We start from the raw sequence: 15,873 nt of genomic DNA on the forward strand, positions 1-15,873 counted from the left end.
GCGGACGCTGGGCACTACAGTGCGCCCACGGTAATAGCCTGACGATCGATCGGGAGCCTACCTGTTCCGCGAGCGCCGAACGCCTGCACGAATAGCTCCCTCTCCCTGTGGGAGAGGGTTGGGGTGAGGGCACGCCTCACCGCGGACACCCAGGGGAAAAGGCTGCGCCGTTTTCCACGCTACGGCTGTCGATAGGGCCCGGCGTCGATTCAATCTTGCGCGTCCTTTGGTACCCGCCGCGGCCGCCTGAGCAACTCCCCCTGGCAATTCGGGCAGCGCCCCTGCAACGGCCCCGCGGCGCAATCCGTGCAAAAGGTGCACTCATAGGAGCAGATCAGCGCCTCTTCGCTCTCCATCGGCAGCGCCTTGGCGCAGTGTTCACACGAGCTACGCATGTCCAGCATGACTGTCTCTCCCTGATCAGGCGCCAAAGCGCGCCGCGTAGTCCTGGGGGCTGACCGCCAGGTGTTTGTGAAAGGTGCGCCGGAGATTTTCCGGATGGCCGAACCCGCACAGGCGCGACACGGTGGCGATGGAGGCCTGGCCGTCCTGCAGGAGCACCCGCGCCGTCTCCAGACGGACCTGCTCGACATAGCGCCCCGGTCCCATGCCCACCTCGCGGCTGAACAGGCGCGACAGGGTGCGCGGCGCCATATGGGCACGTTCGGCCAGGCGCTCAAGACCCAGGTCTTCCCCCAGGTGACCGGGAATCCAGTCGAGCAGGGCGGCCAGTCGCGGCGTCCGCCCCGGATCGGGCGCCAGGCAGGCGCTGAATTGCGCCTGGCCACCGGGGCGGCGCAGGAACATCACCAGTCGGCGCGCCACCGCCAGGGCCAGCGGGCGCCCAAGATCGGCTTCCGCCAGCGCTAGCGCCAGGTCGATGCCGGCGGTGACGCCGGCCGAGGTGAACACATGGGGATCGCCATCGCGTCCCTGGGGATCGTAGGTATGCAGCCGATCGCCCTGCACCGCGATGGCCGGAAAGGTCGCGAGTTCGTCGACATAGGCCCAGTGGGTGGTGGCGCGCCGGCCGTCCAGCAGCCCGGCACTGGCCAGCAGCAGGGCACCGGAACACACCGAGCCGAGTCGTCGGACCCGGGGTTCCAGGTCGCGCAGCCAGGCCAGCAGGCCGGCGTCCTGGCGCAGCGTCTCGATACCCAGGCCGCCGGGGACGAGCAGGGTGTCCACCTCGCTCACGTCGAGGTCGTACCAGCTCTGTTCGGCCTGGATGCCGATTCCGGCGGAGGTACGCACCAACCCTTCGGCGGCGCCCAGCAGGCGCAACTGATAGTGGGCGGGCAGGCCCTGGCGCTCCCGTTCCAGATTGGCCGAAGCGAACACCTGCAGCGGACCGGTGACGTCCAGACTCATGACATCGGGATAGAGCAGGGCGGCGATCAGCGGCATGGGTGGCTCTCCGTAGCGATCTGCCGAGGATGCCCTGGCCGCCAGGCTGGCGACAAGGTCAAACATCCCACGGATCTGGCCACCCCGAGACAGGTTGGATTTGGCGGCACCCGCGCCCGGCCTTATCATCGCCGCCCATGAACTACACTGATCCCAAGCAACTGGCGCCGCTGCTGGAAGCCATCCTGCTCGCCGCCGGCCGGCCCCTGACCCTGGAGCGCCTGGCCGAACTCTTCGACGAGTACGAACGCCCCGAGCCCGCCCACCTGCGCGCCGGCCTCGCGGTGCTTGGCGGCTCCTGCCGCAAGCGCGGCTTCGAACTCAAGGAGGTGGCCTCCGGCTATCGCCTGCAGGTGCGCGAAAAGTACGCGCCCTGGGTCGGGCGCCTCTGGGAAGAGCGCCCACCCCGCTATTCCCGCGCCATGCTGGAGACCCTGGCGCTGATCGCCTATCGCCAGCCCATCACCCGCGGCGAGATCGAGGAGGTGCGCGGGGTGGCGGTCAACAGCCAGATCGTCAAGACGCTGCTGGAGCGCGACTGGATCCGCGTGGTGGGCTATCGCGACGTGCCCGGGCGCCCGGCCATGTTCGCCACTACCAAGGCCTTTCTCGACTATTTCGACCTGCGCAGCCTCGACCAGCTGCCGCCTCTGGCTGAGGTCCGCCAGCTGGAACCCGAACCGGCCTCGGTGCTGGAAGACCCCGAACTGAGCCTGGCGGCTCTGGGCATCGGCGATGCGGAAGCAGCGGAGGAGGGCACCCTGGTGCTTCCCGAACGCACCAGCTTCCGCACCCTGCTTACCGAACTGGACGCCATGGAAACCGGCCTCAAGACCGATTTCGACGACCTGCGCCAGGCGGTGGACGAGGAAGACGAGGGTTGAGTCGGGCGTGTTGGGCTTCGCTGCGCTCAACCCAACCTACACGTTGAACCGCCCCTTTCCCGCCGAAAGCAGACCCCCCGCTCGAATAACCCCCTCTCCCTCGGGGAGAGGGCCGGGGTGAGGGCACGCTTGACGATGAAGCCTCAGGCGGAAAAGGCTGCGCCGTTTTCCACGCTACGGTGCTTTCCTGGCCGCGGAAGACCAACCGCTCGCTCGAACAGCCCCCTCTCCCTCGGGGAGAGGGCCTGGGTGAGGGCACGCTTCACGATGAAGCCCCAGGCGGAACAGGCTCCGATGCGTATCGCGGCCATGCCGGTGCGCCGTAGCGACCGCTCCTACAGAAGATTCAGCTCCTGTAGGAGCGGCCCATGGCCGTAATAAAGACAGTGGCTCTTATCCTCGGAACTCCCCCACAGGAGCGGCCGCATCCGTGGACCAACCTTGCCGCAACCGAAAACGAAAAAAGCGCCCGAAGGCGCTTTTTCTGCACGACCTACAGACCTCAGGCCGGCGCGTTGACCAGCGCCTTGCAAGTATCGAGCATACGGTTGGAGAAGCCCCACTCGTTGTCGTACCAGGCCATGATCTTCACCAGTTTACCGCTCACCTTGGTGTGGTTGGCGTCGAAGATCGACGACAGGCGGTTGTGGTTGAAGTCGATGGAGACCAGCGGCTTGTCGTTGTAGCCCAGTACCGGCGAGGCTTCGGCCGCGGCCTTCATGAAGGCGTTGATGGTCTTGGCGTCGGTTTCCTTGGCGGTCAGGATGGTCAGATCGACCAGTGACACGTTGATGGTCGGCACCCGCACGGCCATGCCGCTAAACTTGCCTTGCAGCTCCGGCAGTACCAGGCCCACGGCCTCGGCGGCACCGGTCTTGGTCGGGATCATCGACTGGGTGGCCGAACGCGCCCGGAAGGGGTCGGAGTGATAGACGTCCGACAGGTTCTGGTCATTGGTGTAGGCATGGATGGTGGTCATCAGACCGTTCTCGATGCCCAGTTCGCGCTGCAGCACCTGGGCGACGGGCGCCAGGCAGTTGGTGGTGCAGGAGGCGTTGGAGATGATCTGGTGCGACTGGCGAAGGATGTTGTCGTTGACGCCATAGACGATGGTGGCGTCCACGTCCTTGCCCGGGGCCGAGATGATCACCTTGGAGGCGCCGGCTTCCAGGTGGGCAGCGGCCTTGTCGCGGTTGGTGAAGAGACCGGTGCACTCGAACACCACGTCGACCTTCATCTCTTTCCACGGCAGCTCGGCCGGATTGCGGATGGCCGTCACGGCGATACGATCGCCATTGACCACCAGCTTGTCGCCCTCGACGGACACCTCGGCAGGGAAGCGGTCATGAACGCTGTCATACTGTAGGAGATGCGCATTGATGGCGGCGTCGCCCAGGTCGTTGATCGCGACGACCTCCAGGTCCTGGCGATAGCCCTCGGTATACAGCGCCCGCAGCACGTTGCGGCCGATGCGTCCAAAACCATTGATGGCAATACGAATACTCATGGAGAGAAACCTCGCGATAGCTGGGTTTTGTTGTAAAAAACATTACACATGACGCGTGCTAAGCGGAATAATAGCGCCAATTTGGCTGTGAATGTTTTAAATAACAACAAATTTAGCCCGGTGGAGAATCGAAACCATGCATCCTCGCGTCCTCGAAGTCACACAGCGGTTGGTGGAACGCAGTCGTCCGACCCGTGAGCGTTACCTCGCCATGATCCGGGCCGCCGCCAGCGACGGTCCGCAGCGCGGCAAACTGCAATGCGCCAATTTCGCCCATGGCGTCGCCGGGTGTGGATCCTCGACGGATAAGCAGCGCCTCCGTTTGATGGACCAGGCCAACGTCGCCATCGTTTCCAGCTACAACGACATGTTGTCGGCTCATCAGCCCTATGAGCACTATCCGGAGATCATCAAGCAGGCCCTGCGCGAGATCGGCTCCGTCGGTCAGTTCGCCGGTGGCGTACCGGCCATGTGCGATGGCGTGACCCAGGGCGAGGCCGGCATGGAGCTGAGCCTGGCGAGTCGCGAAGTCATCGCCATGTCCACCGCCGTGGCCCTGTCGCACAACATGTTCGACGCCGCGCTGCTGCTCGGCATCTGCGACAAGATCATTCCCGGCCTGATGATCGGCGCGCTGCGCTTCGGCCATCTGCCGATGATCTTCGTCCCGGGCGGCCCCATGCCGTCGGGCATCTCCAACAAGGAGAAGGCGCGCGTGCGCCAGGCCTTCGCCGAGGGCAAGGCGACCCGCGAAGAGCTGCTGGAATCGGAGATGAAGTCCTACCACAGCCCCGGCACCTGCACCTTCTATGGCACCGCCAACACCAACCAGGTGGTGATGGAGGTCATGGGCCTGCACCTGCCGGGTTCTTCCTTCGTCAATCCCTACACCCCGCTGCGCGACGAACTCACCCGCGAGGCGGCGCGCCAGGTGACTCGCATCACCCACCAGGGCGGCAACTTCATGCCGCTGGGCGAGATCGTCGACGAGAAGTCCATCGTCAACTCGGTGGTGGCCCTGAGCGCCACCGGCGGCTCGACCAACCACACCCTGCACATCCCGGCCATCGCCCAGGCCGCCGGCATCCAGCTGACCTGGGACGACATGGCCGAAATCTCCGCGGTGACCCCGACCCTGGCCCAGGTCTATCCCAACGGCAAGGCCGACGTGAACCACTTCCACGCCGCCGGTGGCGTCAACTTCATGGTGCACACCCTGCTCGAGGCCGGGCTGCTGCACGAAGACGTCAACACCATCATGGGCCGTGGCCTGTCACGCTACCTGCAGGAACCCTTCCTGGTGGACGGCAAGCTGGAATGGCGCACCGGTCGGGCCGAGAGCCTGGACGAGGACATCCTGCGTCCGGCCAGCCGGCCATTCAACGAAGAGGGCGGTCTGCGCGTCATGCAGGGCAACCTCGGTCGTGGCGTGATGAAGGTGTCGGCCGTGGCGCCCAAGCACCAGGTGGTGGAAGCCCCGGCACGGGTCTTTCATGACCAGAGCGAACTGGCGGCCGCCTTCAAGGCCGGCGAGCTGGAGCGCGATTTCGTCGCGGTGGTCCGTTTCCAGGGACCCAAGGCCCTGGGCATGCCCGAGTTGCACAAGCTCACCCCCTACCTGGGCGTGCTGCAGGATCGTGGCTTCAAGGTGGCACTGGTCACCGATGGCCGCATGTCCGGTGCCTCGGGCAAGGTTCCGGCGGCGATTCACGTCTGCCCGGAAGCCATCGATGGCGGTCCGCTGGCCAAGGTCTGTGATGGCGATCTCATCCGCGTCGATGGGCGTACCGGAGAGCTGAAGATTCTGGTCCCGGCGGACGAATGGATGGCCCGCCAGGCGGTCGAAGCGCCCCAGGGCACCGGGGTAGGCTGTGGTCGTGAGTTGTTCGCCTTCATGCGCGGCGCCATGAGCACGGCCGAATCGGGTGCCAGTGCATTTACTTCCAGCCTGGAGGCGCTGAAATGAGTTTGGCTTTGGTTGGCGACATCGGGGGCACCAATGCCCGCTTCGCCCTGTGGCGCGACGGTCGCCTGGAGGCCATCGAGGTCTTCGCCTGTGCGGATTACGCCTGCCCGGAAGACGCCGTGCGCAAGTACCTGGCGCAGACCGGCGTGGCGCTGGACGACATCACCGCCGTGTGCCTCGCCTGTGCGGGGCCGGTGGGCGAGGGTGACTTCCGCTTCACCAACAATCACTGGGTGATCAAGCGCGAGCAGTTCTGCCGCGAGCTGGGCCTGACCCATCTGCTGCTGATCAACGACTTCACCTCCATGGCCTGGGCGATCGCCCGCCTGGACCCGGCGGACTCCGTCCAGGTGCGCGACGGCATCGCCTTGCCGACCCGCCCGCGCCTGGTGATCGGGCCGGGCACCGGCCTGGGTCTCGCCAGCCTGGTACCCAGTGGCAAGGATCGCTGGATCGTGCTGCCCAGCGAGGGCGGTCACGTCGACCTGCCGATCAACACCCAGCGCGAATTCGATATCTGGAAGATCCTCAAGCGTCAGTTCGGCAACCACGTCTCCGCCGAGCGCGTGGTGTCCGGCAGCGGCCTGGTCAACCTCTATCACGCGAGTTGCGAGCTGGACGGCCGGACCGCTGCCCTGCACAGCGCGGCGGACATCTGCGAGCTGGCGCTCAAGGGTGATCCCTATGCCGACGCCGTGCTAGAGCAGTTCTTCATCTGGCTGGCGCGGGTCGCCGGCAACGCGGCCCTGACCCTGGGCGCCCTGGGTGGCGTCTACATCGCCGGCGGCATCCTGCCGCGCTTCGTCGAGCGCTTCCAGAGCGGGGCCTTCGCCCATGCCTTCGCCGACAAGGGCAAGACCAGCAGCGCCTACCTCAAGGACATCCCGGCCTGGCTGGTGACCGCCGAGTACCCGGGGCTGTTCGGTGCCGGCGTCGCCCTGGATCAGACCATCGCCGAAGCACGGCAGGCCTGATCCACCCCCGGGGGCGGGCGACTACTCAAGGTCGCCCGACCCCGGTATGCTGCCGGCACTACCGGTAGCTGGCCTCCGGCCAAGACAACAAGAGCGAACATCGCCATGTCCACCCTGGGCAAATCCCTCCTGGTCGTCGACGACGACGGGGAAATCCGTGAGCTTCTCGACGCCTATCTCACCCGTGCCGGCTATCGGGTACGCGCCGTCGGCGATGGCCGCGAACTGCGCCGGGCGCTGGGCGACTTTGTCCCCGATCTGCTGATCCTCGACGTCATGCTCCCCGGCGAAGACGGCTTCGCCCTCTGCCGCTGGATGCGCGAGCAATCCAGTTGCCGCCAGGTCCCCATCATCATGCTCACCGCCAGTTCCGACGAGGCGGATCGGGTCATCGGCCTGGAACTGGGCGCCGACGACTACCTGGGCAAGCCCTTCAGTCCGCGCGAATTGCTGGCGCGCATCAAGGCGCTGCTGCGCCGGGCCGGCTTCGGCGAGACGCGCCCGGCGGCCACCGGTCTGCTGACCTTCGACGACTGGCGCCTGGATCCGGTCAGCCACCGGCTGTTCCATCGCGATGGCGAGGAGGTCATCCTCTCCGGCGCCGATTTCACCCTGCTCAAACTGTTTCTCGACCATCCCCAGCAGATCCTTGATCGCGACACCATCGCCAATGCCACCCGCGGCCGCGAGGTGCTGCCGCTGGAGCGCATCGTCGACATGGCGGTGAGTCGCCTGCGCCAGCGTCTGAGGGACACCGGCAAGTCGCCGCGGCTGATCCGCACCGTGCGCGGTTCCGGCTACCTGCTCGCCGCCGAGGTCAGCGGACTGGTCGCCGATGCGGTGTAGCGGTCTGCTCGCGCGGCTGGTGCCGCGTTCCCTGTTGGCGCGGATGCTGCTCCTGACCCTGCTGGCGGTGCTGCTGGCCCAGGGCGCCTCGGCGCTGTTCTGGTCCGCCTCCCTGCGCAGCGACCGCAACCAGGGCCTGCAGACGGCGGCCCGCAGCCTGGGCTATTCCATCGCCGCCAGCGTGCGCTACTTCAGCCTGCTGCCGCCGGCCTATCGGCCGCTGGTACTCGAACAGTTGCGCAACATGGGCGGCACGCGCTTCTTCGTCTCGCTCAACGAAAAGCCGCTGACCATGCAGGCGCTGCCGGATACGCCGGGTCGCCGGGCGGTGCTCCAGGGGGTCGAGGCGGTGCTGCGCGAACGCTTGGGCGCGGCCATGCCCATGTACGTGGAATTCATCGGTCCGCAGCAGCTGCGGCTGTTCAACGGCGCGGTGGCGCTCGACGAATTGCCGCGCTCCTGGGCGCACTATGCCCTGAGTCTGGAACCGCTGGAGCCGCCGGTGCTGGTGACCCAGATCCGCATCGGCGAAGGGGAGTGGGTCTATCTCGCCACCCTGATGCCGGCGCCTTACTACAGCCTGGACGAGTCCTGGCTGCCGCTGCAGCAGCTGCTGTTCATGGTCTTCAGCAGCGCCTTCCTGCTGCTGTTCATCGGCCTGCTGATCCGCTGGCAGAGTCGCCCGCTCAAGCGGCTCTCGCGCGCTGCGCGCGAGCTGTCGCTGGAGGTCCATACGCCGCCGGTACGCGAGGAGGGCGCCCAGGAGATCCGCGAGGTCACCCGCGCCTTCAACGCCATGCGTGAACGCATCGCCCGTTATCTGGACGAGCGCGCCCAGCTGTTCAGCGCCATCTCCCACGACCTGCGCACGCCCATCACCCGGCTGCGCCTGCGCGCCGAACTGGTGGACGACGAGGTGATGCAGGCCAAGCTGGTGCGCGATCTCGACGAGCTGGACCTGCTGGTCAAGGGCGCCCTGCAGTGCGTCAAGGACACCGACATCCACGAGAATCTGGAGCCGGTCGACCTGCAGGCGCTGCTGCTGCAGCTGGTGGAGCCCTTCACCCAGGAACAGCCTCCGCGGGTGCGCCTCACCGGGGAAGCCCGGGGCACCCTGCTGGGCAAGCCGCTGGCGCTCAAGCGCTGCATCGGCAACCTGCTGGACAATGCCCTCAAGTATGGCTATCGCGCCCACCTACAGGTGGAAGACGACGGCCAGGCCTTCGTCCTGCATGTCGACGACGAAGGCCCGGGGGTGCCGGAGCAGGAGCTGGAGCAGGTGTTCCAGCCCCATGTCCGCCTGGCCACCGACCGTCAGGGTTACGGCCTGGGCCTGGGCATCGCCCGCAACCTGGCCCATGCCCATGGTGGCGAGGTGGAGCTGCGCAACCGGCGCGAGGGCGGTTTGCGGGTTACCCTGACCCTACCGCGCAGCTAGGTCAGAGCAGCTGATAAAACTACTGCGCGTCCGCCAGGCAGGCGCGTGCAGTGCTCGGAATCCTCATGTACCGCTTGTACACTGCGGTTCCTGCGCGCCGCGCGCGCCCGCCTGCCAACCGCTCGCTACGTTTTCTCACCGCTCTGACTTCTGCGCTATGTCACCAGCCCGTGACAAATCTCCTTCCCTTCGTTACCCACGGCCGCAGTCGTCTGACTAGACTCGGCCCAGCTCTAATAAAAAAACAACAAGGAACGACCCCCTCATGAATGCGTTGAATCGTCTCGCTCTCGCCGTTTCCCTTTCCTGCGCCGCGCTCGCCGCCCCCCTGACCGCCCATGCCGGTGAGGTCGAGGTGCTGCACTGGTGGACCTCCGGTGGCGAGGCTCGCGCCGTCGATGTGCTCAAGCAACTGATGCAGAAGCAGGGCGATACCTGGAAGGACTTCGCCGTGGCCGGTGGCGCCGGCGAGGCCGCCATGACCGTGCTCAAAACCCGCGCCGTTTCCGGCAACCCGCCGTCCGCCGCCCAGCTCAAGGGCCCGGACATCCAGGAATGGGCCGGCATGGGCTTCCTCGCCAACATCAGCGACATCGCCAAGCAGGGCAACTGGGACACCATCCTGCCCAAGCGCGTGGCCCAGACCATGCAGCACGATGGCGAATACGTCGCGGTACCGGCCGGCATCCACCGCATCAACTGGCTGTGGATCAACCCCGCCGTCTTCAAGAAGGCCGGCGCCAAGGTCCCCACCACCCTGGACGAATTCTTCGAAGCCGCCGACAAGCTCAAGGCCGCCGGCGTCGTGCCCCTGGCCCATGGCGGCCAGAACTGGCAGGACGGCACCATCTTCGAATCCCTGGTCATGGCCATCATGGGCCCGGAAGGCTACGACAAGGTCTTCGTGCAGACCGATGCCGACACCATCCGCAGCGACAAGATGGTCGAGGTGTTCAAGACCTTCAAGCGCATCAAGGGCTATGTCGATCCCAACGCCGCCGGCCGCGACTGGAACCTGGCCACCGCCATGGTCATCGAGGGCAAGGCGGGCATGCAGATCATGGGTGACTGGGCCAAGGCCGAATTCACCGCTGCCGGCAAGAAGCCGGGCGTCGACTACGAATGCGTGGTGATGCCGGGTACCCAGGGCGACTTCATCTACAACATCGATTCCCTGGCCATGTTCAAGATCAAGAACAAGGACAACCAGAAGGCCCAGGACGACCTGGTGCGCACCGTCATCGACAAGCCCTTCCAGGAGGTGTTCAACCTCAACAAGGGCTCCATCCCGGTACGCAACGACATCGACCTGGCCAAGTTCGACAGCTGCGCCCAGCAGTCCGCCAAGGACTTCCAGACGGCCAACGCCGAGGGCAAGGCCGAGCCGAGCATGGCGCACAGCATGGCCAACACCAGCTATGTGCAGGGCGCGATCTTCGACGTGGTGACCAACTTCTTCAACGACGCCAACGCCGATCCGAAGAAGGCCACCGAGCAACTGGTCGCCGCCATTCAGGCCGCGAAGTAAGGCCAATCGCGGCCATGGCGGTCCGCCGCTGCGGCCGCTCCTACAGCTAAAAATCGACCTGTAGGAGCGGCCCATGGCCGCGATCACCCAGGCACCCAAAGCCCAAATAATACCACCCCTTGGGAGCGCCCCATGGCTCTTACCGAAACCCTTCCCGTCGCGACCGTCAGTCGACGCCCGGACCGGCTGCAGCGCCTGCTGCCCAAGCTGGTTCTGGCGCCCACGGCCATCGCCATGGTCGTCTGCCTCTATGGCTACATGCTGTGGACGGCGGTGATTTCCTTTACCAATTCGCGCTTCCTGCCCAGCTACAATTTCGCCGGCTTCGCCCAGTACGCGCGCCTGCTGGAAAACGATCGCTGGCTGGTGGCCTGCAAGAACCTGGCGATCTTCGGGAGCCTGTTCATCCTGCTGAGCCTGGCCATCGGCGTCTTCTTCGCCATCCTGCTGGACCAGCGCATCCGCCGCGAAGGCTTCATCCGCACCATCTATCTGTACCCCATGGCGCTGTCGATGATCGTTACCGGTACCGCCTGGAAGTGGCTGCTCAACCCCGGCATGGGGCTGGACAAGCTCTTGCGCGACTGGGGCTGGGAAGGCTTTCGCTTCGACTGGCTGGTGGATCCCGACCGGGTCATCTACTGCCTGCTGATCGCCGCCCTCTGGCAGGCCTCGGGCTTCGTCATGGCCATGTTCCTCGCCGGCCTGCGCGGCGTGGATTCCTCCATCCTCAGAGCCGCCCAGGTCGATGGGGCAGGGCTGCCGACCATCTACCTGCGCATCGTCCTGCCCAGCCTGCGGCCGGTGTTCTTCAGCGCGGTGATGATCCTCGCCCACATCGCCATCAAGAGCTTCGACCTGGTCATGGCCATGACCGCGGGCGGCCCCGGCTACGCCTCGGACCTGCCGGCGGTGTTCATGTACCAGCACACCTTCACCCGCGGCCAGATGGGCCTGGGTTCGGCCAGTGCGGTGCTGATGCTCGGCGCGGTGCTGGCGGTGCTGGTGCCCTACCTCTACTCGGAATTGCGGAGCAAGCGAAATGGCTAAGGCTCTGAACGTCAATCGCGTGGCCATCCACGCCACTCTGATCATCGCCTGCGCGGTCTATCTGGTGCCGCTGCTGGTGATGCTGCTGACCAGCTTCAAGACCCCGGACGACGTCCGCACCGGCAACCTGCTGAGCCTGCCCCTGGATTGGACGATCATCGGCTGGCTCAAGGCCTGGGACGTGGTGCACAGCTACTTCTGGAACTCCTTCATGATCACCGTCCCGGCGGTGCTCATCTCCACCTTCATCGGCGCGCTCAACGGCTACGCCCTGTCGAAGTGGCAGTTCCGTGGCTCGAATCTGCTGTTCAGCCTGCTGCTGTTCGGCTGCTTCATTCCCTTCCAGGTGATCCTGCTGCCGATGTCCTTCACCCTCGGCCAGCTGGGCCTGGCCAACACTACCGCCGGCCTGGTGCTGGTGCACGTGATCTACGGCCTGGCCTTCACCACGCTGTTCTTCCGCAACTACTACGTGGGCATTCCCGATGCCCTGATCAAGGCGGCGCGGCTGGACGGGGCGGGCTTCTTCACCATCTTCTTCAAGATCCTGCTGCCGCTGTCCACGCCCATCGTGATGGTCAGCCTGATCTGGCAGTTCACCCAGGTGTGGAACGACTTCCTGTTCGGCGTGGTGTTCGCCAGCGGCTCGTCGCAGCCCATCACCGTCGCCCTTAACAACCTGGTCAACACCAGCACCGGCGCCAAGGAATACAACGTCGACATGGCCGCCGCCATGATCGCCGCGCTGCCGACGCTGCTGGTCTACATCTTCGCGGGTAAGTATTTCGTCCGGGGCCTGACCTCGGGCGTGGTCAAAGGATAAGGAAGGCCACCATGGCAGCTCTCGAACTCAAAAGCGTACGCAAGACCTACGGCAACGCCGCCCAGGAAGCCCTCAAGGGCATCGACATCCGCATCGACGCCGGACAGTTCCTCATCCTGGTGGGGCCCTCCGGCTGCGGCAAATCCACCCTGATGAACGCCATCGCCGGCCTCGAAGACATCAGCAGCGGCGCCATCTGCCTGGACGGCGAAGACGTCACCCAGGTCGAGCCCAAGGACAGGGACATCGCCATGGTGTTCCAGTCCTACGCCCTCTACCCGACCATGACCGTGCGCGAGAACATCGCCTTCGGCCTGAAGATCCGCAAGACGCCCAAGGAGCAGATCGACGCCGAGGTGGCGCGGGTCAGCAAGCTGCTGCAGATCGAGCACCTGCTGGACCGCAAGCCGGCGCAACTCTCCGGTGGCCAGCAGCAGCGGGTGGCCATGGGCCGCGCCCTGGCCCGGCGGCCCAAGCTCTATCTGTTCGACGAGCCGCTGTCCAACCTCGACGCCAAGTTGCGGGTGGAGATGCGCACCGAGATCAAGCTGATGCACCAGCGCCTGCAGACCACCACCGTCTACGTCACCCACGACCAGATCGAAGCCATGACCCTCGGCGATCGCGTCGCGGTGATGAAGGACGGCGAGGTGCAGCAATTCGGCACCCCCGAGGAGATCTACAACGATCCGGCCAATCTCTTCGTCGCCAGCTTCATCGGCTCGCCACCGATGAACTTCGTGCCGGTGCGCCTGGAAGCGCGCGAGGGCAGGGTGGTCGCCCGCGTCACCGGCGATACCGGCGACAGCCAGGTGGACCTGCCCGATCTGGACCCGGCGCTCGCGGGGCGAGAGGCTATCCTTGGGGTGCGCCCGGAGCAGATCCAGTCGGCGCATCCGGCGGACAACGCCGTGCCAGGCATCCTGACGCGGATCCAGGTGGTCGAGCCGACCGGGCCCGATACCCTGCTGTATGCCGAGTGGAACGGCACCAAGGTCTGCTGCCGGGTGGCCCCGGGTGAAGCGCCGCGGGCCGGCGACCAGGTGCTGTGGCGGATCGATTCGCGACGGGCGGTGCTGTTCGATCCTGCGAGCGGTCGCCGACTTTCTTGAACGGAGCTCATGGCTGAAACGTTACAGCAATGGTAAGGTCCGCCCGCCGCCGCGCCTGACGTCGGGTCGCGGCCCTACCAGAGGCCAGGGGACGCACCTCCGGCCGCCGTGACAGACAGGAGAACAACAATGGCACTACCCCGCGTCGTGGTCTTTGGCGAAGCCCTCACCGACATCGTCCAGGGTAATCCTGGCGAATGGCGGGGTTATCCGGGCGGTGCCCCCTGGAACGTGGCGCGTGGCCTGGCCCGGCTGGGCGTGGAAAGCGCGTTCGGCGGCGCCATCAGCCAGGACGGCCTGGGTGACGAGATCGCCTGGCAGTCGGAAACCGCCGGTCTCGATACCCGCTTCCTGCAGCGCGTCGCCGCCGATCCGCTGGTGGCCATCGTGCCGTCGAGTCGTCCGCCGCGCTATTTCTTCGCCGGCGAAGCCGATCTCCAGTTCGACCCGGCGCTGCTGCCCGAAGGCTGGCTGGAGGCCGCCGAGGTCTGCCATTTCAGCTGCATCAGCCTGGCCCGCTATCCGCTGGCCGACACCCTGCTGGACCTGGCCCGCCAGGCCAAGGCCGCCGGCAAGCGCCTGAGCTACGACCCCAACTGGCGCAACCTGATGGACGATCGCTATCGCCAGCAGACCTTTCCCGAGCTGGTGCGCCTGGCCGACGACATCAAGCTGTCCGACGAAGACATCCGCCAGATCTATCCGGGCCTGGACGAGCGCGCCGCGCTGGACGAATTGCGCGCCCTCAATCCCCACGCCCGCATCCTCTTCACCCGCGGCGAACACGGCCTGGTGCTCTATACGCCGGACGGCGAGTGGCAGCAGGCCGCCATCGCCGTGGACGTGGCCGACACCGTGGGTGCCGGCGACGCCTGCATGGCCGGCTGGCTGGCCTCCGGCCTGCTGGGCCTGACCGATCTGCAGCAGCGCCTGAGATTCGCCGCGGCCAGTGCCTCGGTGTCCTGCCGCCATGCCGGCGCCTATGCGCCGACCCGCGCCGACGTCGAAGCCCTGCTGCAGGTGAGCCCCCACTAGACCGCGTTCCCACAACAACAATAGCCGCCAAGGAAACCCGATGGACTTCCCCGATTTTCGTCGTCGCGACACCCTGCTGGAGCACGTCCGCCACACCCTGGCGTTCTACCATCCCCGCTGTGTCGATCCGCAAGGCGGCTTCTATCACTTCTTCAAGGACGACGGCACGGTCTACGACAGCCGGACCCGCCACCTGGTCTCCAGCACCCGCTTCGTCTTCGATTTCGCCATGGCCTACCGGCACTATGGCGATCCGGCCTTTCTGGACGCGACCCGCCACGGCCTGAGATACCTGCGCGAGCGGCATCGCCAGGCCAATGGCGGCTACGCCTGGCTGCTCGATGGCGAAACCGTGGTGGATGGCACCAATCACTGCTACGGCCTGGCCTTCGTGGTGCTGGCCTATGCCCATGGCCTGCAGGCCGGCATCGAGGAAGCCCGCGGCTGGCTGAGCGAAGCCTGGGAATCCCTGGAGACCCATTTCTGGCGCGAAGCCGATGGCCTCTATGTCGACGAGATCAGCGCCGACTGGCAGACCGTGGCGCCGTATCGCGGCCAGAACGCCAACATGCACGCCTGCGAAGCCCTCCTGGCCGCCTTCGAAGCCAGCGGCGAGGTGCGCTACCTGGACCGCGCCGAGACCCTGGCGCGCAACATGACGCAGCGCCAGGCCGCGCTGACCCTGGGGCAGGGCGGGGTGGCCGACGAGGCCCCCGGCGGCCTGGTCTGGGAGCACTACCACAGCGACTGGTCCATCGACTGGGACTACAACCGCGACGATCCGGCCAATCTGTTCCGGCCCTGGGGTTTCCAGCCGGGGCACCAGATCGAATGGGCCAAGCTGCTGCTGATCCTCGAACGCCATCGGCCCCAGCCCTGGCTGCTGCCGCGCGCCAGGGCGCTGTTCGACATCTCCTGGCGCCTGAGCTGGGATGGCGAGCACGGCGGTCTCTACTACGGCTTCGCCCCGGATGGCTCGCCCTGCGATCCGGACAAGTATTTCTGGGTGCAGGCCGAGGCCCTGGCCGCCGCGGCGCTGCTCGCGGAGCGTAGTGGCGAGGCCCGCTACTGGGAACACTATGAGGCGCTCTGGCGCTACAGCTGGACGCATTTCATCGATCACGAGCACGGCGCGTGGTGGCGCCTGCTCGACCGTCGGAACCACAAGTACTCCGACGACAAGAGTCCGGCCGGCAAGGTCGACTACCACACCATGGGTGCCTGTTACGAAGTCCTCAACGTCCTGCCGTAAGTATTAGAGACGCGGGTTTCGGGCCCTGGGTGTCATCACTTCAATAAAAAG

General features: G+C 66.0%; 14 protein-coding genes and 1 other RNA gene. 12 read left to right on the plus strand and 3 right to left on the minus strand.

The window, feature by feature from the left end; translation table 11 throughout:
- Positions 1-209 precede the first annotated feature (209 nt).
- Positions 210-404, minus strand: a complete 195-nt coding sequence (locus CFE50_RS04280; protein ID WP_353743998.1) for a DUF1272 domain-containing protein — start codon at positions 402-404, stop codon at positions 210-212.
- A gap of 16 nt (positions 405-420) precedes the next feature.
- On the minus strand, positions 421-1,407 hold the full coding sequence (locus tag CFE50_RS04285) for a GlxA family transcriptional regulator (RefSeq protein WP_241809444.1): 987 nt from the start codon (positions 1,405-1,407) through the stop codon (positions 421-423).
- Positions 1,408-1,544: 137 nt separating this feature from the next.
- On the opposite strand from CFE50_RS04285, the gene scpB reads away from it, so the two are divergent.
- Positions 1,545-2,291, plus strand: coding sequence for an SMC-Scp complex subunit ScpB (gene scpB, locus CFE50_RS04290; protein WP_241809446.1), 747 nt, complete (start codon positions 1,545-1,547; stop codon positions 2,289-2,291).
- A gap of 502 nt (positions 2,292-2,793) precedes the next feature.
- Here scpB and gap read toward each other — a convergent pair.
- The gene (gene gap / locus CFE50_RS04295; RefSeq protein WP_007158681.1) at positions 2,794-3,798 is read right to left on the minus strand and encodes a type I glyceraldehyde-3-phosphate dehydrogenase; all 1,005 of its coding nucleotides are present in this window, start codon (positions 3,796-3,798) and stop codon (positions 2,794-2,796) included.
- A gap of 136 nt (positions 3,799-3,934) precedes the next feature.
- On the opposite strand from gap, the gene edd reads away from it, so the two are divergent.
- From edd to CFE50_RS04350, 11 genes are all read left to right on the plus strand, one after another.
- Positions 3,935-5,764 (plus strand): phosphogluconate dehydratase, encoded by a 1,830-nt coding sequence (edd, locus tag CFE50_RS04300; protein ID WP_286731524.1) that lies wholly within the window; start codon positions 3,935-3,937, stop codon positions 5,762-5,764.
- On the plus strand, positions 5,761-6,738 hold the full coding sequence (locus CFE50_RS04305; protein ID WP_007158679.1) for a glucokinase: 978 nt from the start codon (positions 5,761-5,763) through the stop codon (positions 6,736-6,738). The genes edd and CFE50_RS04305 overlap by 4 nt, the downstream gene beginning before the upstream one ends.
- Positions 6,739-6,843: 105 nt before the next feature.
- Positions 6,844-7,584: a response regulator gene (locus tag CFE50_RS04310; RefSeq protein WP_027599669.1), complete on the plus strand. Its 741-nt coding sequence runs from the start codon at positions 6,844-6,846 to the stop codon at positions 7,582-7,584.
- Positions 7,574-9,022: an ATP-binding protein gene (locus CFE50_RS04315; RefSeq protein WP_007158677.1), complete on the plus strand. Its 1,449-nt coding sequence runs from the start codon at positions 7,574-7,576 to the stop codon at positions 9,020-9,022. Before CFE50_RS04310 ends, CFE50_RS04315 begins: the two co-directional genes overlap by 11 nt.
- Positions 9,023-9,087: 65 nt before the next feature.
- Positions 9,088-9,162, plus strand: a non-coding RNA gene (locus CFE50_RS04320) — sX9 sRNA.
- A 125-nt stretch (positions 9,163-9,287) separates the two neighbouring features.
- On the plus strand, positions 9,288-10,550 hold the full coding sequence (locus tag CFE50_RS04325; RefSeq protein ID WP_145247866.1) for an ABC transporter substrate-binding protein: 1,263 nt from the start codon (positions 9,288-9,290) through the stop codon (positions 10,548-10,550).
- A 132-nt stretch (positions 10,551-10,682) separates the two neighbouring features.
- Complete coding sequence (locus CFE50_RS04330) at positions 10,683-11,600, plus strand: carbohydrate ABC transporter permease (protein ID WP_286731534.1); 918 nt, start codon at positions 10,683-10,685, stop codon at positions 11,598-11,600.
- On the plus strand, positions 11,593-12,423 hold the full coding sequence (locus tag CFE50_RS04335; RefSeq protein ID WP_007158674.1) for a carbohydrate ABC transporter permease: 831 nt from the start codon (positions 11,593-11,595) through the stop codon (positions 12,421-12,423). The genes CFE50_RS04330 and CFE50_RS04335 overlap by 8 nt, the downstream gene beginning before the upstream one ends.
- 11 nt (positions 12,424-12,434) lie before the next feature.
- On the plus strand, positions 12,435-13,535 hold the full coding sequence (locus CFE50_RS04340; RefSeq protein ID WP_007158673.1) for an ABC transporter ATP-binding protein: 1,101 nt from the start codon (positions 12,435-12,437) through the stop codon (positions 13,533-13,535).
- A 129-nt stretch (positions 13,536-13,664) separates the two neighbouring features.
- The gene (locus CFE50_RS04345; protein ID WP_241809453.1) at positions 13,665-14,570 is read left to right on the plus strand and encodes a carbohydrate kinase family protein; all 906 of its coding nucleotides are present in this window, start codon (positions 13,665-13,667) and stop codon (positions 14,568-14,570) included.
- Between the two features lie 40 nt (positions 14,571-14,610).
- Positions 14,611-15,822: an AGE family epimerase/isomerase gene (locus tag CFE50_RS04350; protein ID WP_286731537.1), complete on the plus strand. Its 1,212-nt coding sequence runs from the start codon at positions 14,611-14,613 to the stop codon at positions 15,820-15,822.
- Positions 15,823-15,873: the final 51 nt, after the last annotated feature.

Origin of the sequence: Pseudomonas sp. PGPPP4 (genome assembly GCF_002256045.1) — a bacterium.
Taxonomy (GTDB): domain Bacteria; phylum Pseudomonadota; class Gammaproteobacteria; order Pseudomonadales; family Pseudomonadaceae; genus Chryseomonas; species Chryseomonas oryzihabitans.